The sequence below is a fragment of the Roseivirga sp. E12 genome, assembly GCF_017592825.1.
Classification (GTDB): domain Bacteria; phylum Bacteroidota; class Bacteroidia; order Cytophagales; family Cyclobacteriaceae; genus Roseivirga.
In genome coordinates this window covers 866387-890126 of sequence record NZ_JAGFMD010000001.1, presented here as the reverse complement: position 1 = coordinate 890126, position 23740 = coordinate 866387, and the positions used below count along the sequence as shown (strand labels likewise).

The following is a 23740-nucleotide window of genomic DNA, read 5'->3' as shown; positions in this document are numbered from 1 at the left end:
TATGAAAGTCATCGAACATATAAAAAAGGCCAAGGGAAAGACGCTCTTCAGTTTTGAAATACTTCCTCCACAAAAGGGAGAGAGCGTGCAGAGTATCTTCAATGCTATCGATCCTCTGATGGAGTTTAAGCCCCCTTTTATCGATGTGACCTACCATCGCGAAGAGTACATATATAAGAAAAGAGAGAACGGTCTGTTAGAAAAGGTTTCCACAAGGAAGCGCCCTGGTACGGTTGGTATTTGTGCCGCTATTATCAACAAGTATGGAGTTGATGCCGTGCCTCATATCATATGTGGAGGGTTCAGCAAGGAAGAAACCGAAAATGCTCTTATCGATTTAGACTTTCTAGGCATTGACAATGTGTTGGTGCTAAGGGGAGACGCGATTAAGTCTGAAGGTCGTTTTGAGGCAGATCCTAATGGACACTCATATGCCAGTGATCTATTACAACAAGTGTTAGATCTAAACGATGGTGCCTACCTGCATGAGGAAGTTAAGCGTAACAAAACGAACTTTTGCATAGGTATAGCAGGATATCCAGAAAAACACTTTGAAGCTCCAAGCTTGAAGTCGGATTTGAAATACCTAAAAATGAAGGTTGAAATGGGTGCTGAATACATTGTCACTCAAATGTTTTTCGACAATAAGAAGTATTTCGATTTTGTTGAAAAGTGTCGAGAGAACGATATCAATGTGCCGATCATTCCAGGTTTAAAACCTATTACAACCCTTAAGCAAATGAATGTATTGCCGAGTATCTTCCATGTAGATCTTCCAGACGATTTGGTAGATGCACTCGAAGGATGCAAGGACAATGCCACGGCTAGAGAAGTGGGAGTAGAGTGGGCCATCCAGCAGTCTAAGGAATTAAAAGAAGCAGGAGTGCCTTGCTTGCACTACTATACCATGAGTAAGTCGCTGGTGACTAAAAAGATTGCCGAAGCACTTTTTTAGGCCATGTCTTTCAATGCGTCTACAAATACATCCAGTTCATTTGTGATAGTATAAACATTGGGTGAAATACGACACCCATGAACACCGGCACCATCGATAGCTACTGTGAATATTCTATGTTCATCCATGAGGGTTTTTGCCATTTCTGCTGGTTTCATGCCCTTGATACCCACGTTTGCAATACCGCATGACCGCTGACGCTCTTTCGGTGTATTGACAATGATGTGTTCTAATTCACGGACCCGGTCAGTCCAGTAGTTCTGAAGGTATCTCAGACGAGCTTCTTTTCTTTCAGAACCAATTGTGTTGTGATAGTCAATGGCATCGGCAATGGCAAGGTCAGTGTGGCAGGGATGAGTACCTGTATGGTTTAGTATAGAAATATCATCAGGCTCTCTCGGGTCTTCGGCAAACATGGGCCAGACCTTGGGTATATTCTCTTTCTTAACATACAGAAACCCAGCTCCTAAAGGCACACTTAGCCATTTATGCAGGCTGGTGCCATAATAATCACAGTTTAAATCATTGATAGAGAAGTCGAAGTGTCCGAAGGCATGTGCACCGTCTACCATTACATCAACTCCTTTTGAGTGAGCCATATCGCATATTTTTCGAATAGGCAGAATCTGACCCGTGACATTGATGATATGACAGACCATTAACAGCCTTGTTTTGTCGGTAATGGCTTTTTCATAAGCAGAAACAATATCCTCATCACTGTTGGGGTGAAGAGGCACATCAATACTCATGGTTTTAATGCCATATCGCTTTTCGACTAGCTTGAACATATTGCGCATGGCACCATAGTCGGTATTGGCCATTACCGCTTCATCTCCTTTATTCCAATGGATGCCACCAATCACAGTGTCCAAAGATTCTGTGGTGTTTCTTGTGATTATGAGCTCATCATCACTACAGCCTGCCATTTGAGCCAGTTTAGCAGCAATTTTCTTTTTGTTTTCCCATTGAACAGTTCTCATGTAATATGATCCTTGATAATTGACCTCTCTCACGTGCTCAATATAATGTTCTAATGTGTCCTGTGGAAGAAAACAGTAGTAACCATTTTCCAGATTAATGTAGTCTGGTTTGAGTCTATATGAAGCCCTGATTTTCCCCCAGAAGTCCTCATCACTGGCAAGTCGATTGGGGTTCAAAGACTCGACAGATGATAACAGCTTCTCAAGACTGTCAATAAATGGTGAAGTGCTCAGGCCAAGAAGAGAGGCTTTCTTCAGAAAATTGCGCTTGTCCATATCAGTATGATTTCTCTTAAGTTAATGTAATTCAATTGAATAGTATAATAACCTCTTCGATTCACAACTGGCTAAATAAGAAAGTATATCATAAGAGGAGAGCTGTTTCTCAATGCTTAAGTATTGATTTTATTATCTTCATGGGAAATTTAAGAAAATGAGAAATTCTGTCACAAAATTCGCATTCCTGTTCTTCCTGTCAGTTCTTATAGTTGCTTGTGCTGGTAATAAAAAAGCAGAGTCATCTAATGAGGTCTTGACTCCAAAAATTGTTGGAGAAGAAGTTTCCTATTCAACTGACTCTACTAATCTGGAAGGCTACCTGGTTTTGGATGAAAATCAGAGTGGTAAGCGTCCTGGTATTCTAGTAGTTCACGAGTGGTGGGGACATACTCCTTACATGAGAAAGAGAGCTGAAATGTTGGCTGAACTAGGTTATGTGGCGATCGCTGTCGATATGTACGGTGATGGAAAGGTAGCGGAGCACCCAGGGGATGCCCAAAAGTTTATGAGACAGACATTTTCCAACATGGATGAGGCAAAGGCTAGGTTTGAAAAGGCCATTGAAGTTCTTCAAAACCATCCAGATGTTGATCCAGATAAGATAGGCGCAATTGGTTATTGTTTTGGTGGAAGTGTGATTCTCAGCATGGCAAATGCCGGTTATGACTTAGACGCTGTTGCGGCCTTTCATGCGGGTGTGCAATTGCCTATCGCACCTTCGGATGCTTTAACAGCGCGCGTATTAGTAGCAAATGGTGCCGATGATCCATTTGTCCCATTGCGAACGGTGGAAGCCTACAAAGCCGCAATGGATGCCGTAAACGCCAACTACGAATATGTGTCTTACGAAGGAGCTGTGCACGGATTTACTAACCCAGATGCTGATACTTTAGGGGTTCAGTTCAATATGCCTTTAAAGTATCAGAAAGAGGCAGATGAAGATTCTTGGGCCAAAATGACATCTCTTTTCCAAGAAGTATTTAAGTAAGGCTATCTATATATCAAGCTATGTACAATAGACTTGGTTAGAATTAGTCTACCTTTGTGGCTCACCCGGAAATGGAGCTTCAGAAAGAGTTGTCATTTCATTAACAACTCTTATGACATTTAAATCATTGGGTCTTTCGACCTCTTTGCTTCATGCTATCAACAAAGTTGGGTATGATTCACCATCACCCATTCAGCAAAAAGCCATTCCTGTTATTCTAGAACGAAAAGATGTTCTTGCATCGGCCCAAACAGGTACTGGAAAAACAGCTGGTTTCGTTCTGCCAATTCTTCAAATCCTTTCTGAAGAGAAGCAGCTTCGAAGAAAACCAATCAGGTCGTTAATTCTCACTCCAACAAGAGAGCTGGCGGCACAAATTCAAGAAAATGTTATTGCCTATAGCGAATTTCTTCATTTAGACTCGACTGTAATCTTCGGGGGGGTGAAGCAAGGCGCCCAGGTAAAAGAATTGAGGAATGGTGTCGACATTTTGGTGGCCACACCTGGTAGACTCTTGGACTTGCATCAGCAGGGCCTTGTATCATTAGCACATATTCAGGTTTTCGTTTTAGACGAAGCCGACAGAATGTTGGATATGGGTTTTCTTCGCGACATCAAGAAGATCATGTCCCTGATTCCTCAAAGGAGACAAAATCTTCTTTTCTCAGCTACTTTCTCTAAAGAGATAAAGCTATTAGCGGGGTCGTTTATGACCGATCCCGTGACTGTTGAAGCCACTCCAGAGAATACAGCAGTAGAAATAATTGTTCAGAAGATTTATAGGTTGAACCGTGAGGACAAAGCAGAATTTCTAATCAAGCTTATAGCTGATGGTGAATGGCAGCAGGTGTTGGTGTTTTCTAAAACCAAGCATGGTGCTAACCGGTTGAGTAAAAAACTAGATAAGAGAGGAATTACCTCTGCGGCAATTCATGGTGACAAGAGTCAAGGGGCCAGAACCAATGCCTTAGCTGGCTTTAAGAAAGGAACCGTCAGAGTCTTGGTGGCAACAGATATAGCAGCAAGAGGACTCGACATCCCATTACTACCTCATGTTATTAATTTTGATTTGCCCAAAGTTGCCGAAGACTATGTGCATAGAATAGGCAGAACAGGGCGTGCTGGAGCCAGTGGCGAGGCCATTTCTCTGGTTTCTGCCGAAGACATACCGTTGGTTAGAGGAATCGAAAAACTATTGGGAGAAAGAATTCCATCTGAAATTCCTGAAGGTTATAAAGTGGCAAATGCACCGGTCGAACAAAAGCCTAAAAAGGACCCCATAAACTGGAAGAAAAAGGAAGGAGGGCAGAATGGTCAGAAGAAAAATCGCTACAAGGGAAAAGGGAGTTTCAATAACCCTGATCAGAAACCTAGAAGAAAGAAGAGGCGTTGATTGTGCTTTTTGTTTGGCTAATGAATAAAAAGAGTAAACAAAAATAATGGCTTGTGTGTTTGTCATAGAAATCGCAAAACCTTGTCACTCTCAGTTCAACAACTTACGATGACCCCCACAATCGAAAGTAAAATAAGCCATCTGCTTGCAGAAAGGAATAAGGAGGCAATCGAATTGGTTTTCACCCACTATGGTTCATTACTGCTCAATATAATCAACCGAGTTCTGCGCGATGATGAAATGTCTGAAGACGTTTTACAATCCGTTTTGTTGAAAATATGGCAGAATGGACATAATTTTGATAGTTCAAAAGGCTCTCTTTTTACTTGGCTTGTTCGCGTTAGCAAAAACGCTGCAATTGATAAGACGAGAACTAAAGACTATCGACTCTCTCAGGAATCTAAGAATGGTGTTGAAGTCGTAAGTATAGCAGAGAGTATTTCGACTGGTGATGAGATCGAGAAATTGTATGCTAAACAACTGATTGCTCAGCTTCCTGGAGATCAGAAGGTTTTAATTAATATGTCTTTCTTTGAGGGATATTCGCACAAAGAGATTTGTGAAAACCTTGGTATACCACTAGGTACCGTCAAGACCAGAATTAGGACAGCTATAAAACACTTGAGATCGATCATATAATGGATATCCAAGCGTACATATCATCAGGAATATTAGAAGCCTACCTAGCGGGTGAGCTTAACGAGCAGGAAATGCTTGAGGTTGATCGAGTAGCAACAGAGTATAATGAGGTGCGCATAGAATTAGATGCACTAAGAGAGAGTCTTTTGAAATATGCTCAAGTGGAATCAAAGGCTCCAAGACAAGAAGTTTTAGATGGTGCCCTCAAATCCATTCAGGAAATTGAGAAAGAGAAATTTTTCGAGGTACTCGATGATGAACCTGAAGTAAGGATACAACGGGTGAATATCGTACCTGTTTGGACGATTGCAGCCACCATTCTTCTATTCCTTAGTTTGGGATTCAACTACGTCTTTTATTCTCAGTTTAAGAATACTAAAGATCAATTGGCGGCATTGCAATCTGATCAGACATCACTCGCCAATAGAGTAAGCGAAACGAATGAACAACTGCAGTATGCCGAGTTGAGAATTGCCCATTTTATGAGTGAGGACAATATTCATATTAGAATGGATGGACTTGATTTGGCACCTGAGTCCTTTGCTAATGTCTTCTGGAATAAAAAGAGCAATGCTGTGTTCATCAGTGTTGACAACCTACCAGAACCACCACATGGTCATCAATACCAACTTTGGGCGATCAAGCCTGGGGTTGCTCCGATTGATGCAGGAATCTTTGACCACAATCAATTAGTTCAAGAACTGAAGATCGTAAGAGGCAATGTCGAAGCCTTTGCCGTGACGCTCGAGAAGGAGGGTGGCAGTCCAATTGCTACTGTTGATAAAACCTTTGTTAAAGGTTTTTTGAAAAAAAGTTAACAACCGAAATCCAAGCCGCCTTGGCAGGTCGTATCTAGGATAGTTTTAATCAAACATTGAAAAATTATCCAATTATGAAAACTCAAAAAATATTTAGATCACTTGCTGCATCCTTCTTTGCACTCTTATTAACAGTTTCTGTTGCGCAAGCACAGTCAAAGAATATTGTAGAGTTAGCCGTTGGTGCTGACAATTTAAAAACTTTGGTGGCAGCTGTAAAGGCTGGGGGCTTGGTAGAAACTCTTCAAGGAGACGGCCCATTCACAGTATTCGCTCCAACTGACGAAGCATTCGCAGCACTTCCTGCCGGTACTTTAGAGATGCTTTTAAAGCCAGAGAATAAAGACAAATTAGTAGCTATTCTTACCTACCATGTCGTTGGTGGTAAGGTTATGTCTACAGATTTATCCAATGGACAAAAAGCGAAAACTGTACAAGGACAAAATGTATCTGTATCTATTAGTGGAGGTACCGTTAAGATAAGTGGAGCGAAAGTTATCGCTGCAGATGTTAAAGCTTCAAATGGTGTTGTTCACATTATTGACAAGGTGATTTTACCACCTAACATGTAAGCGTGAAGTTTAAGGTTGAAAGGGCTCCGATTTATCGGAGCCTTTTTTATTTATATGCTAATGAGCTGGGTCGCTCTAGATGTGATTACTCGTTCCCTAAAATCTCCACTGGGTTCATCCTCGAACGTTTATAAACCTGAATGAGAATGATCACCAAAGCAAGTAAAAGCGATAAGCAGCTGATCTTGACAAACAACATCCAATAGTCAGCAGGGTCAATTCGATAGGCAAAAGTAGGAAGCCATTTGTTCATGGCTACCAAGGCAAGAGGAATGGCCAGTATATTGGAAATGATAATGATCCAGTAATACTCTTTAATCAAGCCCCAAAGTATCTGCTTTATTTTAGCCCCGAGTACTTTTCTAATAGCCACTTCTTTCATCCTTTTGGTAAGGCCATGGCCAATGAGTGCGACTAAGCCAACAAGAGAAATTAAAATGGTCAATATGCTGGCATAAGAAATTAGAGAGGCATTTCTTTCGTCAGCTTCAAACATATTGTTGAAGTAGTCATCAAGGAAATAATAGCCGATTTCATAATCCGGGTCTACTTTTTTTAATGAAGACTCAACATGGGCAATGGTCTCTTGAATGTTAGATGTGTTGATTTTTAGAGATAATTCAAGCCTATATGGGCTTCCAAGACTTATAACCACTGGTGAGATTTGCCTTTTCAAATTAGTGTAGTTGAAGTCCTTTACTACGCCAATGACTTGGCCTTTTCTTCCAGCAACCACAATTGACTTACCGACAGGGCTTTCTTCTCCAGCGAATAGCAGTTTTTTTCCCGATTCGTTGATTAGGAATGCGTCCTTGTCGGTAAGTAAGTTTTTTGAAAAGTCTCTTCCTTCTGTGATTTCCAAACCATAGGTTTTAATAAAGTTATGACCCGTTCTCAGCTCCCCTATGGGTTGAGCGGTATTTGGGCTTTCACTTGCCAAATGTGCAGTTTGACCACTTGATCCCCTGCCGAGGGCTGACTGTGAAGAGGTCAATTCCAAAACATTTGGAGAGTTCAGTATTTCAGCTTCAACAGTTTCATAAGAGCTCCTGATTTTGGTGGAAAGGTTATTTACAACCAAAATTTGATCCTTTGAGAACCCCAAATCAATGTTTTTGATATAGGATATCTGTTTGTGGATGAAAGTAAAATTAATGACCAGCACGATGGCAATCACAAACTGAAGGGTGACTAGAACTTTGCTTCCTATTGTTCCTCTCTTAAGGCTTGAGAAGTCTTTCTTTAAGATTTTCGATGGTTTAAATTTAGAGATGAATAGGGCAGGGTAAATCCCTGAAATAATACCGATCAAAATAACAGCACAGACCATCCCGAGTATAACCAAAGGTTGAGACCAGTAAGTCACTTCGGCCTCTATCTGCATGATTTTTCCGAATGGTTCAATCAAGAATTGTGTGATGCCCAGGGCAATAGCGAAGGCTAGCAAAGTTATTACAGTAGATTCACCAAGAAACTGCACAATTAAGCTGTTTCTATTAGCCCCAATGACCTTTCTGACACCTATTTCCTTAATCCGTTTTTCGTACTGAGCCGTGGTAAGGTTGACATAATTTATAATTGCTATAAGCAGGATAAGAATGTTAATTCCGGTCAAGACATACATGGTTTGCCTACTGCCTACTTTTATATTGTTAGCAATACCTTGAGAGTTAAGGTATATGTCGTTAAATGGTTGAACGTAATTGTCCGAGGCCGATGTAAAGTCTGCAAAACGTTGGTCCATTTGATCATTGTATAGTTCACAGATTTTTGTGTCTACGGTTGAATGATCAACACCATCTGCATACATACCATAACTGTGAAAATCTAATCCACTTTTATATGCCCAGTCATGCAGATCTGGAAACCCATTGAGTGAAACTATCAAGTCAAACTTCAGGTGTGACTTTTTCGGTACATCAACTACTGATACTATGGTATAGTCTTGTTCAAGGATCTTGATTACTTCTCCAATAGGTGAGGAGTCTCCGAAGAGCGTTTTGGCTAGGATGGCACTGACAACTACTCCATTATTTCCGAATGCCGTTTCACTAATTTGTTGGCTATAGAGAGGTTTGAAGGAGAAAATCTCAAAAAAATCATGATCAGAAAAGTACATTGTCTGATCCTTAAACTTGGTTTGGTTTAAGGAGATTTCCACATTCCCAAAGTTGTATATCCTGGTGGCGTATTGTATCTCTGGAATTGCTTTGACCATTTCAGGTACAACCGAGCCGAAAGTAATTGCAGAACTATTGGTATTACCTTTTGTCGTTGTATAGCGAGATACTACTCTAAAGATGTCTTCTCGGTTCTCGTGGAATTTATCGTATTGTATTTCATTTTGTATGAACAGGAATAACATTAGTGAGACCGAGATTCCAACTGCAAGTCCTATGATATTAATAAACGAGAATGCTTTTTGCCTCTTAATTGACCTGAGAGCTGATATTATGAAGTTTTTGAACATTGCGGTTTGATTTATACGTTGATTTATTTTGAGGTTTTTTATTGACCAGGGCTTGATGAAATTGAACACTTGAAACCAGAAGAAGACCTTTCTTTTCCATGCTGGTTTTCCTTTTATCTCAGAGCTGTATTCATGGAGATCACCAATTATCTCTTCTATATATTCCTCTTTGCAAATCCAATTCAGAATTAGCCTAGCGGCTTTCGGTATTTTAGAGCTCTTATTCACTTTATGGCAAGTTCAGGTATTTGCATCCAGAGATTCACTTTGATATCACGGCTTCTTTCCAATGCCTTCTTCCCAGAAGCTGTGATGGTAAAAATCCTTTTACTCCGACCGCCTCTTACCTCTGTAGCATCACTGTAACAGGAAGTTACGAGTCCCTTTTTTTCCAGTCGATTCAAAGTGCCATGTACAGACCCTATGGTCATGGTTCTATTGGCTTGTTCCTTTAATGCCCTTCTGATTGAGAGTCCGTAAGCATCATCTTTAAGGGTAACGATTAGAAGAAGTATGAGCTCTTCCAGTTCTCCGATGTATTCTTTTTCCATAGTGATATGTTCTACTAAGTAGATCAAATATATTGAAAAACTTCGTATTAGTTCTATTTAGTAGAAGTAATAGAATGAATTTCTAACTTTGGTCAGTAGAGAAGATAGGTTTACTATTAGGTTTAAACTGTTTTGCCTTCGGAAGAACTCGAATGTTCAAGTAACATGTTTTAATGACTAAATCATTCGATTAGTTTGGATGTAACCTATCAAGGGCATAAACTTACTCAATGAAAATAATTGAGTGTCCTAGAGATGCCATGCAAGGTTTGCATGAGTTTATACCGACTGAGAAAAAAGCGCTGTACATCAATCAGCTTTTGAAGGTAGGCTTTGATACAATCGACTTTGGGAGTTTTGTTTCACCAAAGGCCATTCCGCAGCTTAGAGATACGGCTGAGGTATTAGACCAACTCAATCTTTCTGATACTCCAACAAAGCTTCTTGCCATAATTGCCAATGTTCGAGGGGCTGAACAAGCCATTCAATTTGAGGAAATAGACTACTTGGGCTTTCCGCTGTCGATTTCTGAGCAATTTCAACTAAGAAACACCAACAAGTCGATCCAAGAGGCTCTCCAAACGGTGGCTGATATTCAAAACCTTTGTGTAAAGCATAATAAGGAACTAGTTGCCTATATCTCTATGGGTTTTGGAAACCCCTATGGCGAACCTTTTAATGAAGAAATTGTAGCCGAATTTGTCGAAAAGCTAACGGCTCTAGGTATTGGGATTATCAGTTTGTCTGATACCATCGGTGTTGCCGAGCCTGATGTGATTGAAAATGTCTTTGGTAGGAGTATTTCGGCTTACCCAAGCACTGAGTTTGGAGCGCACTTTCATTCTACTCCAGACAAGACTTTGGAGAAACTTGAAGCGGCCTATGCTGCAGGCTGCAGACGATTCGATACGGCAATTAAAGGTTTCGGTGGTTGCCCTATGGCTAAAGATGATCTCACGGGTAATATTGCTACCGAGCGTCTACTGAGCTATATGCATTCCATTAGTCAAGAAACCGGTTTAGATAAACAAGCGTTTGATCAAGCGATGTTAATGAGTTTAGATGTATTTCCTCAAAACTAATGATGGGTATTAGAAGCGTCTTTTTGTTGTTTGTACTATGTACTACCGGCTTTCAGGTTTGGTCACAAGACGAACCTGTATTTATTACGCAGAAGCAAGTAGTACGTGGTATCAATAGGGCGGGAGATGGTCTTCGCTTGGGGCTCCCCGATGTTTTTCAGATTGATGGGGATAAGTTGAATGCGGGGATAGAACGCATAATGAAGCAAGCAATTGACTCGATGGCTTTTCCTGGTGCTCAGGTTTTGATTGCCAAAAGTGGATTGGTCTTCTATCATCAAGCTTTTGGATATCATACTTATGACAAGGTCAATCCGGTTGATACCACTGATATTTATGATCTCGCTTCGGTTACCAAGACTACAGCATCGACTTTGGCTTTGATGAAGCTCTACGACATGGGTCTATTCGATCCGGACAAAACGATGGGGTACTACTTTCCTGATGTTGCTAAAGGCAAGAAGAAGAACTTGATCATGCGTGATGTATTGGCTCATCAGGCAGGGCTTAGGGCATGGATTCCTTATTGGTCCGAGTCACAAAAAAGAAACGGGAAATACCGAAATAAGACAGTGAGTAAGGATTCTTCTGCCAATTATCCCTATCGAATTTCTGAGACGGGATTGTTCATGCACAAAGACTTTATACAAAAGAAGATCTACAAAATGATCCGCAAGTCGAAAGTCAGCAAGGATAAGCGATATGTGTATTCTGGCTTGACCTTCTACCTAATTCCTGAGCTTGTAAGGCGATTGACGGGTAAGTCTTTCGATCAGTTTTTATATGATGAGTTCTACGTTCCAATGGAAGCAAAGACCTTGCGCTTTAATCCCACTGAAGAGTTTGAGTTGGAAAAAATAGTGCCGACCGAAGTAGATAGTTTCTTTAGAATGCAGACGCTTCATGGTGTTGTGCACGATGAGGGGGCCGCTATGATGCTCGGGATTTCAGGAAATGCCGGTCTTTTCAGTAGCGCAAGTGACCTAGCAAAAGTATATCAAATGCTCCTGAATGGGGGCAGGTTCGAAGGTAATACCTATTTGAAGGAAGGTACAATCAAAGAGTTTACTGACTGCCAGTTCTGCGAGGTGGGCAATAGAAGAGGACTGGGCTTTGATAAACCTTTGGTAGAATACAATGCCAATTTGAGTAGTGTGGCAAAAGGAGCCAGTGAAGCTAGTTTCGGTCATACGGGATATACCGGTACGCTAGTTTGGGCAGACCCTGCCAACGATTTGCTTTTTGTCTTTCTTTCCAATCGAGTGCATCCTACCAGGAATAATAGTAAGATCTATCAGCTTAATGTGAGGCCTAATATCCATAATCTTGTCTATGAGTTGCTACGGGTGAAAGAAGGGACTTACACCATGGGCATGCACTGGGAGTAGTATGTTAGTCTATCTTCTTTGACTTTCTCAGAGGAAGTATCGCAATGGATAAATTCATGCTTACCTTACTGATATCTCTTAGGCTTCCTGAGCCTGATATTCTACCAGAATAGCCAATTGTAAACCTAAACGGGTAATTACCAAACCCCATGAAGGGCGATAGGATAAAGGTCTGGTCTTGGTAATCCGTCAGGTATTTGGCCTCTCCACCTAAAATAAAGCCCCAGAAACCCAGCCATAAACCGGCTTTAGAACCATGTATGACTTTGTTAGAGGCTAAGCCAAGTTCTTGGCTAATGTAGAATGTAGAGCTGGCCGGATGATTGTACCTGAAGTTGACAGACTGCCATAGAGATACTTCTAACGAATGATAAGCAACGGACTCTGTAGTGGGTGAAGGATTTCTGTTGAAGCCTACGGCAAGGTCTAAATGATCAAATTTACCCCAGTCTTCCCTATAAGGTTTGTCAGTCGCCTCTTGGCCTTGTAAGGCCACGGGAAAAACAGCGAGAAGGAGAAGTGCAAAGAGCCTGCTCATGGTTGAATTTTAGTAAACAACGAAGAAATGTGTTAGCCTAGTCTGTATTCTTTCCCTGGTAATGGCTTAATAATACCTTCAAACTCTAACTGTAGGAGTAGAGACGCTAATTGATTCAAAGGAATCTGGCTTTGCCAGCTAAGGTCATCTAGTTGCATTTGTTGACCATTGGTTAAAAGGGTGTTAACAACTTTCTTTTCCAAGCCAGTTAGCTTTTCTAGTTTGGACGCTATGATCTGTACCTTTTGTTCTTTTTCCCTATCCCAGTTCAAGGCCTCGGCAACATCTCGAAAACCTGTGTAGATAGAGGCCTTAAAGTTTCTAATCAATTGATTACAGCCCTCTGAGTTAGATTTATCAAGCTGACCGGGTACAGCAAATACTGGTCGTTCATAGCTATGGGCAATGTTGCCAGTGATCAAGGCACCACCTTTCTTAGCTGCTTCTACCACAATTAAGGCATCTGAAAGCCCAGCAATGATTCTGTTGCGCGCAGGGAAATACCGAGGGTCGGCTTTTGTGCCTATTGGGTATTCGCTCACAAGTCCTCCAAACTTTAGCATTTTCTTTGCCGTTGCTCGATTGCCCGCTGGATATATAGTGTCCAGACCGCAAGCTAAAACCGCAACGGTGGGTAGGCCTTCGGACAGCGCTACTTCATGAGCTTTTACATCAATTCCATAGGCTAGACCAGAAATAATAGTTGGGCTATTGGATTTAGCGTCTGCTATAATGCGCTCAGTGGTTGAAAGTCCATATTTCGTAGCTTTCCGTGTTCCGACTATTCCGGTTGTTTTCTTTGGGTTCAGATCAATATTACCCTTGCTATAGAGAACAATCGGTGCATCTGATATTTGTAAGAGTCTTCTGGGATAACTAGGATCTGTGAAGCAATGAATGGCAATGCCAGCCTTTAGCGATTGCTCTATAATAGCATCGGCCGAAGCGAGGAGCTTATTCTCATTCGAAAGTAGGGAGGACAGCTTGTTTCCAAAGCCGCTTACTTTGGCAACCTTACCTTTAGATGCCTTAAAGACCTCTATTGTACTTCCAAAATGATTAATGAGTTGTTTGGATAGGACAGGGCCTATACCAGAGATAAGCGATAGCGCCACTTGGTAGCGCTGCTCGGAATTCAAGGCAAGTTATTTTTCATCTCTTCAAGGAAAGTTCGAACTCTCTGAAGAGATTCCACCAATTCCGCCTTGTCATCAATACTATCTTTGCTGCTTTTAATGTGGTCTTGAGCACCTTGAAGCGTGTACCCCTTTTCTTTAACTAAATGATAGACCAACTTTAGTTTTTTGAGGTCGTCTTGTGTGAATTTTCGGTTGCCTTTTGCATTCTTTTTGGGTCGAATGAAATCGAATTGGGTTTCCCAAAAACGGATCAAAGAAGTAGCTACGCCAAGCTCTTTTGCCACTTCACCAATGGTGAAATATTTTTTGACAATAGGCTTCTCTTTGTACGGCATATCAGAAAGTTACAAAATATGTTGAAAGAATAACTTTAATCCCAAAGATTAAATATCAACCGTTACAAAAGAAGTAATTATCGATTAGAATAAGAACCGAGTGATTGGTTTTCAATGGAAGAAAGCCTTAAGATTTCTTCAAACTCGTTTGCGTCTAAGTCTTTGTAGAAATAATACACAGGGTTAACAGCTTTGCCATTAATGTGAACCTCGTAGTGGAGGTGAGGGGCAGTAGACTTTCCAGTATTTCCAACGTATCCAATGATGTCACCTCGCTTTACCTTCTGTCCATTCTTGACTAGAAACTGACTCATGTGTCCATATAACGTTTCAAAGCCAAAGCCGTGATCAATCTTGATATGATGTCCAAGTCCACTAAGGTCTTTTCTTGCTCTATTCACGGTACCATCGGCAGTGGCATAGATAGGCGTGCCTCTTTCTGCTGAGAAGTCAGTACCATAGTGCATCTTCTTTACTTTGAGGATTGGGTCAATTCTTCTTCCAAACCCAGAAGAAAGTCTTCTTAACTCTTTATTCGAAACTGGCTGAATTGCCGGCATTGCAGCATAATAAGCTTCTTTATTTCTGGCCAAGTCCAAGATTTCGTCATAAGACTTAGTCTGGATGTACATCTTTTTCTTTACGCGATCGATTCTTTCCAAGGTACCTACTACAAGGTCCTTGTTGTCAAGGTCGCTTTCTAATAAGTTCCTGTATTTAAGTACACCTCCAGAACCGGCTTCCCGAACCGTACTGGCAATAGGTTCAGCCTCAAAAACTGTCCTGTAAACGTGATCGTCCTTTTCTTGCAAAACACCCAGCATGTCATCCATACCGGTTAATTGCTCCTGCATTAGATCATAGTAGAGCTTTAGCTCCTCATTTTCTTTGATGAGAGCCATTTCTTTAGGGGATTCGAAGTACTTAGAGAGCACTACAATAATGCCTATAGCGAGCACCACTGCAAGGGATGTAAAACCCAACGCATTGATGATAATATCGCTTTTTTTCACCTTTACCCGCTCATACTTGCAGGTCTCGGTATCGTAGTAATATTTTATTTTAGACATTAAGAATCCTTTTTGAAATTCTCCTAATTTTGTGCCTTTGCTTTTAATGCCAAGACCTAGCAAAATTAATAAAATTAATCAAACGCGCTTTAGCAGATAACAGTTCCGGTATGCAGTCGAGAGAGATAAGGTCAAAGTTCATAGAATTCTTCGAAAAGAAGCAGCATAAATATGTCCCTTCGGCACCTATGGTGTTGAAAAATGACCCTACGCTGATGTTTACTAATGCTGGTATGAACCAGTTTAAGGACCTTTTCCTAGGCAATGCCAAGGCTGATTATTCTCGTGCTGTTAATAGTCAAAAGTGTTTACGTGTTTCTGGTAAGCACAATGACCTAGAAGAGGTAGGTATTGATACTTATCACCATACCATGTTCGAAATGTTAGGGAACTGGTCTTTTGGTGATTATTTCAAAAAAGATGCGATCAGCTGGGCTTGGGAGTTATTGACAGAGGTTTATGGCTTACCTAAAGAAAGACTGTATGTAACAGTTTTTGAAGGGGATAAGGCCGATAACTTAGCCTTTGACCAAGAAGCCTTTGACTATTGGAAGGCTTTTATTGACGAAGCTAGAATCTTGAATGGCGATAAGAAGGATAACTTCTGGGAAATGGGCGATACAGGGCCCTGTGGTCCTTGCTCAGAGATCCATATCGACCTTCGATCAGAGGAAGAGATAGCCAAGGTTCCTGGAAAGGACCTGGTCAACATGGATCACCCACAGGTGGTTGAAGTATGGAACTTGGTTTTCATGCAGTTTGATCGCAAAGCTGATGGCCATTTAGATAACCTTCCAGCACAGCATATAGATACTGGAATGGGCTTCGAGCGTTTGGCGATGGCTTTACAAGGAAAGCTTTCAAACTACGATACCGACATCTTTATGCCGTTGATTGATCACTTGTCTCAAAAGGCAGGAGTGAAGTATGGCGTTAAGGAAGAAACAGATATTGCCCTTCGTGTGATTGTAGATCATATTAGAGCAATTTCATTTGCTATAGCCGATGACCAGTTGCCGTCTAATAACAAAGCGGGCTATGTGATCAGGCGAATTCTTAGAAGAGCGGTACGCTACGGTTATACTTTCCTCAACTTGAAAGAGCCATTTATGCACGAACTTGTAGAAGTTTTGGCTGGTCAGTACAAAGGATTCTTCGATGAGTTGGAAAGCCAAAAAGACCTGATTGCTAAGGTTATTCGAGAGGAAGAATCCTCATTCCTAAGAACTTTGGAGAATGGTTTGAAGCGACTCGATCAAATAAAACAAAGACTTGAAGAAAGTGCTACTAAAACTATTGATGGTCAGGAAGTTTTCGAGCTATATGATACTTTCGGTTTTCCATTGGATCTTACTGCATTGATCGCCCGTGAGAATGGTTTGACTATTGATGAGGCTGGCTTTACGGCTGCTATGGAAACCCAAAAGCAACGCTCCAAGGCTGATGCAGTTTCAGAGAAAGGCGATTGGATAGAAGTACATGGAGATGACTCAGTGGAGTTTGTGGGATATGACCAGGAAACGTCAGAGACCCAAATCATCAAGTACCGGGAGATTAAGGAGAAAAAGGGCAAAGTCTTTCAAGTTGTTTTGAACAAAACTCCTTTCTATGGAGAGAGTGGTGGTCAGATTGGAGATACTGGCGTTTTGACCAATGATGCGGAAACGATCAAAGTAATCAATACGCTAAAGGAGAATGACCTGATTGTCCACTATACTGATAAAATACCGAGTGATCCGAAGACAACTTTCAAGGCAGAAATCAACAGCGATAGGAGGACTTTGATTAGAAGTAACCATAGTGCTACTCATTTACTGCATGCAGCCTTGAGGGATACACTAGGTACTCATGTACAGCAAAAAGGGTCACTTGTCTCTGATAATGTGCTTAGGTTTGATTTTTCACACTTCTCGAAGGTAGAAGATGAGCAGATCGAGGAAATCGAGCGAATTGTGAATGATCACATCCGTCAAAATATCGCACTGGATGAAAAGAGGAATGTGCCAATTGCCGATGCGAAGGCATTAGGTGCTATGGCACTCTTTGGTGAAAAGTATGGTGATAATGTTCGAGTAATCACTTTCGGCCCAGAATATTCAGTTGAGCTCTGTGGAGGAACTCATGTGAGCGCTACCGGAGATATCGGTTTGTTCAAGATTGTATCCGAGAGTGCTGTTGCAGCAGGGGTGAGAAGAATTGAAGCTTATACTGGGCCTAAAGCCTTTGCTTATGTGCAGGGTCAAGACAAAGAGTTGAGTGAGATTAAAGGCTTGCTTAAGAATCCAAAAGAAGTCACCAAGGCCATTTCTAGTTTGATCGATGATCAGAAAAGACTGACCAAAATAATCGAAGAGCTGCACAAAAAACAGTCAGGTTTAATTAAACAAGATTTAGCTAGTCAAATAGTTAAAGAAGATGGCTTTAATTCATTGGTAGCTAATGTTTTATTGCCAAATGCTGATGTGCTGAAGAAGCTTGCTTTTGAATTGAAGAACGAGGTAGATAACCTGGTAGCCGTCATTGGTGCTGATATTGAAGGTAAGCCTCAAATTGCTGTTATCATTGCAGAGAACCTTGTTGCAGATAAAGGCCTGAATGCTGGTCAGATGGTAAGAGAACTGGCTAAGGAAATCAAAGGTGGTGGAGGTGGTCAGCCTTTCTTTGCGACTGCCGGAGGTAAAGACCTTTTCGGTCTCGAGCAGGTAGCCATCAAGGCGAAAGAAATGATCGCTTCTTTGTGAACAAAGTCATTACCAAATTAACCAAGGCGGGTTTTCAGACTGTTGTTGGTCTTGAAGTTCATGTGCAACTCAACACGGCCTCCAAGATTTTTTCGTCAGATCCTAATACATCAGACGCAGCACCAAACGAGAATATCAGTGTAATCTCACTGGGGCATCCTGGAACACTACCTGTTTTGAATAAAGAGGTAGTAGAAAAGTCCATTTTGATGGGTTTGGCTTGTGGGAGTGAGATCACCAGAGTCAATCACTTTGCACGGAAGAGCTACTTCTATCCTGACTTACCAAAAGGCTATCAAACAACTCAGGACAAAACACCCATCTGTATGGGAGGCACGGTAGAACTGTTTGGAGAAGATTTTCAGCAGCCCCGAGTAGAACTCCATCATATCCATATGGAAGAGGATGCTGGCAAGTCGATACACGATGAGGAAGGTTCAACGCTCATTGACTTGAATAGGGCGGGGACACCTTTGATCGAAATTGTGACGAATCCTAGCATCAAGGGTCCAGACGAAGCGGCAGCCTTTTTACAGGAAATCCGCAGGATTGTACGCTTTTTAGGGATTAGCGAGGCTAATATGGAAAATGGTGAGCTCCGATGTGATGCCAATATCTCTATTATGCCCATTGGTGCTACTGTATTGGGAAACAAGGTTGAAGTAAAGAATATGAACTCCTTCGGTAATGTGCGTAAGGCAATTACACATGAGCTGGAGCGACAGCTAGAAATGGCTCTTTCCGATCAGTATATTGATATCGAAACAAGAACCTTCGACCCTAGTACAGGCAAAACAGCTAGCATGCGATTCAAGGAAACGATGAACGACTATCGATACTTTCCTTGCCCAGATTTACCGCCAGTTGTAATAGATGACCCGTATTTGGAGTTGTTAAGGTCGAATATGGCCCAGGCACCACAGGCTTTCAGGAAGTTATTTAAGACAGAGTATCAGCTGTCTGACTACGATGTGAGCCTTTTGACAGAAGAGAGGGAAACTGCTTTATACTTTCATGCGTTGTGTGAATTGGTAGCCAATAAAAAAACTGCCGCTAACTGGCTCAATGGTGCAGTTAAAGGCTTGTTGAACGAAAAGGACCTCACTATTGATCAACTGGGTATCTCGGCAGAACGAATGGCCGGATTGATTGATCTGCTGGCTGAAGGGCGTTTGAATAATACAGTTGCCACTCATACCGTTTTGCCTGCTATGCTGGAGAATGATTTGAGTGCTTTGCACATCGCAGAAAGCCAAGATTTGCTTTCTGTTGACAATGCAGACACTTTAGAGGACATGGTAAACGATGTATTGTTATCTTTACCGAAGGAAGTGGAAGCCTTTAAACAAGGCAAAAAGAAATTAATGGGACTGTTTATGGGCCAGGTGATGAAAAAAAGCCAGGGCAAAGCAGATGCAAAACAGGTCCAGGAAATATTGAATAAGAAGTTAAACGGATAGGAATGAAGAAGTTTTTAGGCCTTTTGATACTCACAGCAATTGTAAGTGCTTGCGGTAGCTCGAAAGACGGTATGATCAAAATTACCGGGAAGATTGAAAACCCAATTCCTCAGGGAGAGGTGATTTTGGAACGTTACGAGACAGGGCAAATCACGCCTGTACTTACGGCCTATTCTGATCACAAAGGCAATTTCGAAATCGAGACCAAGATAGATGGCCCCGGATTTTATCGAATCAATGTTTATGGACAACAGTTCGAGACAATTGTTTTGGACAAAGAAGATTTAAATGTTGAGGCTGAAGGACAGGGCGGCAGCATGATTAAAGTTACTGGTTCTGACGATGCCGAGTACATTGAGCAGCTTTATGACTATTTAGGTGAATATCGAGAAGTTGTAACTGCTTTTAATCAAAAGTATATCAATGCCCGTAATTCGGGCGATGGAGCACTTTTAGAAGAGTTGACTTCCGAAGGTCTAGCCCTTGAGGCGGGTAAGATCGACAAGCTGAAGAAAATGGCTTGGGACTTCGATGGATCGCTTGTTTCGCTGTTAATCACTGATTACATCCCGAACAAGTCAGATGAATTCAATTTTCTGGATTCATTAGCCACTAAACTTCAAAAAGAGATCCCTAATTCTCAGGATGTAGAATACTTTACCTCAAACCTTGAATTCTTTAGACCTGCAGTGGCAATGGGAGAGGTTGCTCCTAACATCACACTACCCACGCCAGCAGGCGAGACGGCTAGCTTAGAGGACCTGAGAGGTAAATATGTACTGTTAGACTTCTGGGCAGGCTGGTGTAAGCCTTGTAGAGCCGAAAACCCTAATGTGGTCAACATGTACAACAAGTATAATGACAAGGGCTTCGAGGTCTTTAGTGTAAGCTTAGACAGAACAAGAAACCAATGGGTAGATGCAATTGCAAAGGACGGTTTGGTTTGGCCGACACATGTGTCAGATCTCAAATACTTTCAATCTGCAGCTGCTATGACTTACAAGGTGAATGCAATTCCTTTCGCACTATTGCTTGATCCAGAGGGACGAGTGATTGGCAAGAACTTAAGAGGAAGAGCTTTGCAGAATAAGCTTGCGAGTATATTCGGAGAGACTGAATAGACTTTAGTCTACAAAAACATCTCTTGAAGCGCTTTCCATAGCGCTTTTTTCTTGTCCACATTTGAAGCAATCTCGGTCAGCGAGTCAGCCTTAAGCATAGCTACATACTTTGGTTTGTGGATTTCGTAAGCTTGAACACTGCTGAGTTCCGTTAGAACATCTGTACCAAAGGCGAGGATGTGTTTGTGGTTGTTATTGGCTAACAAGGCCTCAATTTGATCCTTTCCGGCATTCCGACAGTTGGTCAGTAATACATCCTCAGGCTTTCTCTTAACAGCTCCTATAATCTTGTACAGTAATTCTTTTAAAGGCTCTTCCAATAACTCTTCATCAGAATCTACCAAGACAATACAGTGTTTGAGATTATCACCAGCTGTCGGAAGAGGTTTGACATAGACTGGTTCAGGTTCTTTAGCAACCAATGGTTCTGGAACTTCAGTCTGAATAGGAGTGGGCTCTGGCTTCTTTTCTTCAGTCTTTGGAGGCTCAGAAGTGTCAACAGGGCTTTCGGCTACTGCATCTTCGGTTGTGGCCACTTGATCTTCCTTGATCAGGTAAATTGGTTCTTCAATAAACTGGGCTAGGAAGTTCTGATCACTCATATAATCAAAGATAAGTTGAAATGGACATTTACCCAGACTTGGAATGGAAAAGATTCCGAGACCTATTCGTCATTGCGAGCGAAGCGAAGCAATCTCCTGATTATAAAACGAATCCCTGAAGCGATTAGGGGATTCTTTCGGTCGTGCCTCCCTCAGAATGACCTGTGGTTTTATACCTGTGTCTCAAAAATACTTTTAAGCTCAGTAGCATCCTCAGGCTTCATGCGCTTGGCGAGAACTAACCTTAGCTGTCTTCTTCTTAATGCACCTTCAAACAGTTCTTGCTCTTCAGAAGTCTCTGGCTTAAGCTCAGGCACATCAATAGGGCGACCACCTTGATCAACTGCTACAAAGGTAAAGAAGGCGCTATGGCTCTTGAAACGCGTTCCAGAGGGGATGTTTTCCGCATAGACCTCTACATACACTTCCATAGAAGAACTGAATGCTCTCGTCACCTTGGCTTCGAGCGTCACTACATCACCTAACTGGATAGGGTTACGGAATGATATGTTATCTGCTGAAGCGGTAACTACAATACGATTAGAGTGCTTTTGTGCTGCAATTGCCGAAACTACATCCATCCAGTGCATCAAACGACCACCCATAAGATTGTTGAGTGTATTGGTGTCATTAGGGAGCACCAATTCTGTCATGGTAACACATGAGTCCTTGCAAGTTTTCTGCTTCTTCGCCATAGTAAATTCTGTCTAGTGCAAAATTAGCGATTGGAGCAATAATATCTTTGTTCTGGAGTGAGAATCTTAGTTAAATATTTTATATGAATAAATATAAATATGTATGTATAATAATATAATACTATTCAATATATAGTCAATACCCATTTTACTTCGCAATACGCAATACGCAATACGCAATACGCAATACTCAGTACGTACTACGCCTTACTTCCACCCATCATCACCGAGTAGGGGCACAAACTTAAAATCCTTGAAGACCTCGCTCTTGATTTTGCTTTCGCCCGTTTTTGTGATGCGCATCATCTGCTGCGTTTTCTGATTTCCAACCGGGATCACCAGACAACCACCAACCTTAAGCTGATCGATTAAGGCATTGGGGACAGTGGGAGCGCCAGCTGTAACTATAATCTTGTCATAGGGTGCAAAACGACTCAAACCTTGAGAGCCGTCTCCATAGAAGAAATTGGGTTTATAACCCATTTTGGGTAGGAAGGACTTGGTGTGCTCGTAAAGGGTTTTCTGATATTCTATGGTATACACCTCTGCACCAAGTTCTAGGAGCACAATGGCCTGATAGCCTGAACCTGTTCCAATCTCAAGGATTTTGTCTCCTGGTTTAATTTGAAGGAGTTGGCTTTGAAAGGCTACAGTGTAGGGCTGCGATATCGTCTGACCCGCACCAATAGGGAAGGCTTTGTCCTCGTAAGCGTGTTCCACTAGGGCGTTTTCAAAAAAGAAATGACGTGGGATTTTGCCGATCGCTGCGAGGACTCGTTCGTCTGTAATACCCTGCGCTTGTACAGTTTTAACCAACTGTCTACGCATACCTTTGTGTCTGTAACTATCTTCCATTTATGCTAGGCGAAGATAGTTTATGATGTGAGAAATGCTGAGGTTTTGTGCGAAAATGGTTTACTCATCTAGGCAGTCAGTCCTATGGCCAAAGAGGCAATGGAATTTGTCCATTGCCTCTTTCACATCCTTTTAGATCTTTCCTTTCAGTTTTTATGGGCGATCGTCTATTTGATGTTAGCCCCACTAACCCGATCCTCACTGTTAGGGTAGAGGTCTTTCAAGTCAAAGCTATCAAACTTAAAGTCTGTTACCCTTAGCTTATGAACATGCCTTTTCTCCTTCTTTTTTACTCCATTCAAATAGACAATTTGTTCGTGAGGCACCATTACCCCCATAATGTTTCTAAAGTCTTTCATTTCTATGGCTCCATAGAAAGCCTTATAACCAGGTATCTTAAGGTAGTTATCTCTTAGTGTGTACTCGGAATATTCCATCATTCCTGTCTTTTGATTGATCCATGCAACATACTGATCGTCTTCCATGTGTGGTTCTGCTGAACCCCAAGTACAAATTATAAGATCATATTTCTCTCCTCTAAATTCTTTTTCGCCTGCATAGCTAATTATAGATGCCGTTTTGAGACGATCTACCATTTCAAAAAAGTAATGATATGCGGGGAGCGCAAAATTTATCTTCTTATTGACGTCTATAAATTCTGCACCCTTACCAGGTTCTATCTCGTAGTACTTCCAGTTTTGCAGACCCGCTGAGATACCCTCTCTTTTACCATCGAGAAAAGTAACCTGACTATTGAAAGTGCCTACTTCAAATTTGAAGCTAACATTGGATTCAGCCTCTGGCCATGGCTTGCCCATTCTTCCCATTAAACCACGCCATGTATCCGTAGCTTTGAAAGCATAGGTTTTATGCTTGCTTAGGTTTTCGAAACCATGCTTTTTCCAGGCAGAATCGAGTATGGCTTTCCCCTTTGCCACGTTTTCTGATGTAATTCCTTCATTCTTGATTAATGCTGTTCTCATATCAGCCATGCAGCCATTAAGCAAGATGATCCCTGTAATGAGCATGCTGTATAGTATGTTTTTTTTCATGTTAAGTATGGGTTAAG

The 23740-nt window shown here is 41.6% G+C and carries 22 protein-coding genes; 11 read left to right on the top strand and 11 right to left on the bottom strand.

Going from position 1 to position 23740, the window contains the following annotated elements:
• Position 1: 1 nt before the first annotated feature.
• Entirely contained in the window at positions 2-955 is a 954-nt protein-coding gene (metF, locus tag J4E76_RS03820; RefSeq protein ID WP_208501365.1) for a methylenetetrahydrofolate reductase [NAD(P)H], read from the top strand.
• Here metF and J4E76_RS03815 read toward each other — a convergent pair.
• Positions 952-2211 (bottom strand): aminotransferase class V-fold PLP-dependent enzyme, encoded by a 1260-nt coding sequence (locus tag J4E76_RS03815; RefSeq protein ID WP_208501364.1) that lies wholly within the window; start codon positions 2209-2211, stop codon positions 952-954. The two genes, metF and J4E76_RS03815, sit on opposite strands and share 4 nt — an antisense overlap.
• A gap of 157 nt (positions 2212-2368) precedes the next feature.
• On the opposite strand from J4E76_RS03815, the gene J4E76_RS03810 reads away from it, so the two are divergent.
• The 5 genes from J4E76_RS03810 to J4E76_RS03790 all read left to right on the top strand — a co-directional run bounded on the left by J4E76_RS03810 (position 2369) and on the right by J4E76_RS03790 (position 6624).
• Positions 2369-3202: a dienelactone hydrolase family protein gene (locus J4E76_RS03810; RefSeq protein ID WP_208501363.1), complete on the top strand. Its 834-nt coding sequence runs from the start codon at positions 2369-2371 to the stop codon at positions 3200-3202.
• A gap of 112 nt (positions 3203-3314) precedes the next feature.
• Positions 3315-4595, top strand: coding sequence for a DEAD/DEAH box helicase (locus J4E76_RS03805; RefSeq protein WP_208501362.1), 1281 nt, complete (start codon positions 3315-3317; stop codon positions 4593-4595).
• 108 nt (positions 4596-4703) lie between these two features.
• Positions 4704-5234 (top strand): RNA polymerase sigma factor, encoded by a 531-nt coding sequence (locus J4E76_RS03800; RefSeq protein ID WP_208501361.1) that lies wholly within the window; start codon positions 4704-4706, stop codon positions 5232-5234.
• Entirely contained in the window at positions 5234-6052 is an 819-nt protein-coding gene (locus J4E76_RS03795) for an anti-sigma factor domain-containing protein (protein ID WP_208501360.1), read from the top strand. The genes J4E76_RS03800 and J4E76_RS03795 overlap by 1 nt, the downstream gene beginning before the upstream one ends.
• Positions 6053-6126: 74 nt before the next feature.
• A complete protein-coding gene (locus tag J4E76_RS03790) occupies positions 6127-6624 on the top strand; it encodes a fasciclin domain-containing protein (RefSeq protein ID WP_208501358.1) in 498 nt (165 codons plus the stop codon).
• Positions 6625-6709: 85 nt separating this feature from the next.
• On the opposite strand, the gene J4E76_RS03785 is transcribed toward J4E76_RS03790, so the two are convergent.
• Both J4E76_RS03785 and J4E76_RS03780 read right to left on the bottom strand, forming a co-directional pair.
• A complete protein-coding gene (locus tag J4E76_RS03785) occupies positions 6710-9322 on the bottom strand; it encodes an FtsX-like permease family protein (protein WP_208501357.1) in 2613 nt (870 codons plus the stop codon).
• Positions 9319-9645 (bottom strand): PadR family transcriptional regulator, encoded by a 327-nt coding sequence (locus tag J4E76_RS03780; protein WP_208501356.1) that lies wholly within the window; start codon positions 9643-9645, stop codon positions 9319-9321. The genes J4E76_RS03785 and J4E76_RS03780 overlap by 4 nt, the downstream gene beginning before the upstream one ends.
• Positions 9646-9875: 230 nt before the next feature.
• Here J4E76_RS03780 and J4E76_RS03775 point away from each other — a divergent pair, with 230 nt between their 5' ends.
• Both J4E76_RS03775 and J4E76_RS03770 read left to right on the top strand, forming a co-directional pair.
• Entirely contained in the window at positions 9876-10727 is an 852-nt protein-coding gene (locus tag J4E76_RS03775; RefSeq protein ID WP_208501355.1) for a hydroxymethylglutaryl-CoA lyase, read from the top strand.
• A 2-nt stretch (positions 10728-10729) separates the two neighbouring features.
• Complete coding sequence (locus J4E76_RS03770; protein WP_208501354.1) at positions 10730-12115, top strand: serine hydrolase; 1386 nt, start codon at positions 10730-10732, stop codon at positions 12113-12115.
• 4 nt (positions 12116-12119) lie between these two features.
• Here J4E76_RS03770 and J4E76_RS03765 read toward each other — a convergent pair whose 3' ends face one another.
• From J4E76_RS03765 to J4E76_RS03750, 4 genes are all read right to left on the bottom strand, one after another.
• Positions 12120-12653 carry a hypothetical protein gene (locus tag J4E76_RS03765; RefSeq protein ID WP_208501353.1) on the bottom strand — a complete coding sequence of 178 codons (534 nt, stop codon included), beginning with the start codon at positions 12651-12653 and terminating at the stop codon, positions 12120-12122.
• Positions 12654-12685: 32 nt separating this feature from the next.
• Positions 12686-13792, bottom strand: coding sequence for a DNA-processing protein DprA (gene dprA / locus J4E76_RS03760; protein ID WP_208501352.1), 1107 nt, complete (start codon positions 13790-13792; stop codon positions 12686-12688).
• Entirely contained in the window at positions 13789-14127 is a 339-nt protein-coding gene (locus J4E76_RS03755) for a MerR family transcriptional regulator (RefSeq protein ID WP_208501349.1), read from the bottom strand. The genes dprA and J4E76_RS03755 overlap by 4 nt, the downstream gene beginning before the upstream one ends.
• 77 nt (positions 14128-14204) lie before the next feature.
• Positions 14205-15197, bottom strand: a complete 993-nt coding sequence (locus tag J4E76_RS03750; RefSeq protein ID WP_208501347.1) for a M23 family metallopeptidase — start codon at positions 15195-15197, stop codon at positions 14205-14207.
• 110 nt (positions 15198-15307) lie between these two features.
• Between J4E76_RS03750 and alaS the strand changes: the two genes are divergently transcribed.
• Genes alaS through J4E76_RS03735 form a run of 3 tightly spaced genes read left to right on the top strand, consistent with a single transcriptional unit; the run spans position 15308 to position 20519 of the window.
• Complete coding sequence (gene alaS, locus J4E76_RS03745) at positions 15308-17938, top strand: alanine--tRNA ligase (protein ID WP_208501346.1); 2631 nt, start codon at positions 15308-15310, stop codon at positions 17936-17938.
• Positions 17935-19398: an Asp-tRNA(Asn)/Glu-tRNA(Gln) amidotransferase subunit GatB gene (gatB, locus tag J4E76_RS03740; protein WP_370592791.1), complete on the top strand. Its 1464-nt coding sequence runs from the start codon at positions 17935-17937 to the stop codon at positions 19396-19398. The genes alaS and gatB overlap by 4 nt, the downstream gene beginning before the upstream one ends.
• Positions 19399-19400: 2 nt before the next feature.
• Entirely contained in the window at positions 19401-20519 is a 1119-nt protein-coding gene (locus tag J4E76_RS03735; protein ID WP_208501344.1) for a TlpA disulfide reductase family protein, read from the top strand.
• 8 nt (positions 20520-20527) lie between these two features.
• On the opposite strand, the gene J4E76_RS03730 is transcribed toward J4E76_RS03735, so the two are convergent.
• The 4 genes from J4E76_RS03730 to J4E76_RS03710 all read right to left on the bottom strand — a co-directional run bounded on the left by J4E76_RS03730 (position 20528) and on the right by J4E76_RS03710 (position 23723).
• On the bottom strand, positions 20528-21121 hold the full coding sequence (locus J4E76_RS03730; protein WP_208501342.1) for a hypothetical protein: 594 nt from the start codon (positions 21119-21121) through the stop codon (positions 20528-20530).
• A 170-nt stretch (positions 21122-21291) separates the two neighbouring features.
• Positions 21292-21816: an acyl-CoA thioesterase gene (locus J4E76_RS03725; protein WP_208501340.1), complete on the bottom strand. Its 525-nt coding sequence runs from the start codon at positions 21814-21816 to the stop codon at positions 21292-21294.
• Positions 21817-22023: 207 nt separating this feature from the next.
• Positions 22024-22671 (bottom strand): protein-L-isoaspartate(D-aspartate) O-methyltransferase, encoded by a 648-nt coding sequence (locus J4E76_RS03715; RefSeq protein ID WP_208501338.1) that lies wholly within the window; start codon positions 22669-22671, stop codon positions 22024-22026.
• A gap of 167 nt (positions 22672-22838) precedes the next feature.
• Complete coding sequence (locus J4E76_RS03710; RefSeq protein WP_208501336.1) at positions 22839-23723, bottom strand: hypothetical protein; 885 nt, start codon at positions 23721-23723, stop codon at positions 22839-22841.
• Between the last annotated feature and the right edge of the window lie 17 nt (positions 23724-23740).

Excerpts from the sequence above, each read along its gene's own strand:
- metF (WP_208501365.1), top strand. The coding sequence starts at position 2 with ATGAAAGTCATCGAACATATAAAAAAGGCCAAGGGAAAGACGCTCTTC.
- J4E76_RS03815 (WP_208501364.1), bottom strand. The coding sequence starts at position 2,211 with ATGGACAAGCGCAATTTTCTGAAGAAAGCCTCTCTTCTTGGCCTGAGC.
- J4E76_RS03810 (WP_208501363.1), top strand. The coding sequence starts at position 2,369 with ATGAGAAATTCTGTCACAAAATTCGCATTCCTGTTCTTCCTGTCAGTT.
- J4E76_RS03805 (WP_208501362.1), top strand. The coding sequence starts at position 3,315 with ATGACATTTAAATCATTGGGTCTTTCGACCTCTTTGCTTCATGCTATC.
- J4E76_RS03800 (WP_208501361.1), top strand. The coding sequence starts at position 4,704 with ATGACCCCCACAATCGAAAGTAAAATAAGCCATCTGCTTGCAGAAAGG.
- J4E76_RS03795 (WP_208501360.1), top strand. The coding sequence starts at position 5,234 with ATGGATATCCAAGCGTACATATCATCAGGAATATTAGAAGCCTACCTA.
- J4E76_RS03790 (WP_208501358.1), top strand. The coding sequence starts at position 6,127 with ATGAAAACTCAAAAAATATTTAGATCACTTGCTGCATCCTTCTTTGCA.
- J4E76_RS03780 (WP_208501356.1), bottom strand. The coding sequence starts at position 9,645 with ATGGAAAAAGAATACATCGGAGAACTGGAAGAGCTCATACTTCTTCTA.
- J4E76_RS03775 (WP_208501355.1), top strand. The coding sequence starts at position 9,876 with ATGAAAATAATTGAGTGTCCTAGAGATGCCATGCAAGGTTTGCATGAG.
- J4E76_RS03770 (WP_208501354.1), top strand. The coding sequence starts at position 10,730 with ATGGGTATTAGAAGCGTCTTTTTGTTGTTTGTACTATGTACTACCGGC.
- J4E76_RS03765 (WP_208501353.1), bottom strand. The coding sequence starts at position 12,653 with ATGAGCAGGCTCTTTGCACTTCTCCTTCTCGCTGTTTTTCCCGTGGCC.
- J4E76_RS03755 (WP_208501349.1), bottom strand. The coding sequence starts at position 14,127 with ATGCCGTACAAAGAGAAGCCTATTGTCAAAAAATATTTCACCATTGGT.
- J4E76_RS03750 (WP_208501347.1), bottom strand. The coding sequence starts at position 15,197 with ATGTCTAAAATAAAATATTACTACGATACCGAGACCTGCAAGTATGAG.
- alaS (WP_208501346.1), top strand. The coding sequence starts at position 15,308 with ATGCAGTCGAGAGAGATAAGGTCAAAGTTCATAGAATTCTTCGAAAAG.
- J4E76_RS03735 (WP_208501344.1), top strand. The coding sequence starts at position 19,401 with ATGAAGAAGTTTTTAGGCCTTTTGATACTCACAGCAATTGTAAGTGCT.
- J4E76_RS03730 (WP_208501342.1), bottom strand. The coding sequence starts at position 21,121 with ATGAGTGATCAGAACTTCCTAGCCCAGTTTATTGAAGAACCAATTTAC.
- J4E76_RS03725 (WP_208501340.1), bottom strand. The coding sequence starts at position 21,816 with ATGGCGAAGAAGCAGAAAACTTGCAAGGACTCATGTGTTACCATGACA.
- J4E76_RS03715 (WP_208501338.1), bottom strand. The coding sequence starts at position 22,671 with ATGGAAGATAGTTACAGACACAAAGGTATGCGTAGACAGTTGGTTAAA.
- J4E76_RS03710 (WP_208501336.1), bottom strand. The coding sequence starts at position 23,723 with ATGAAAAAAAACATACTATACAGCATGCTCATTACAGGGATCATCTTG.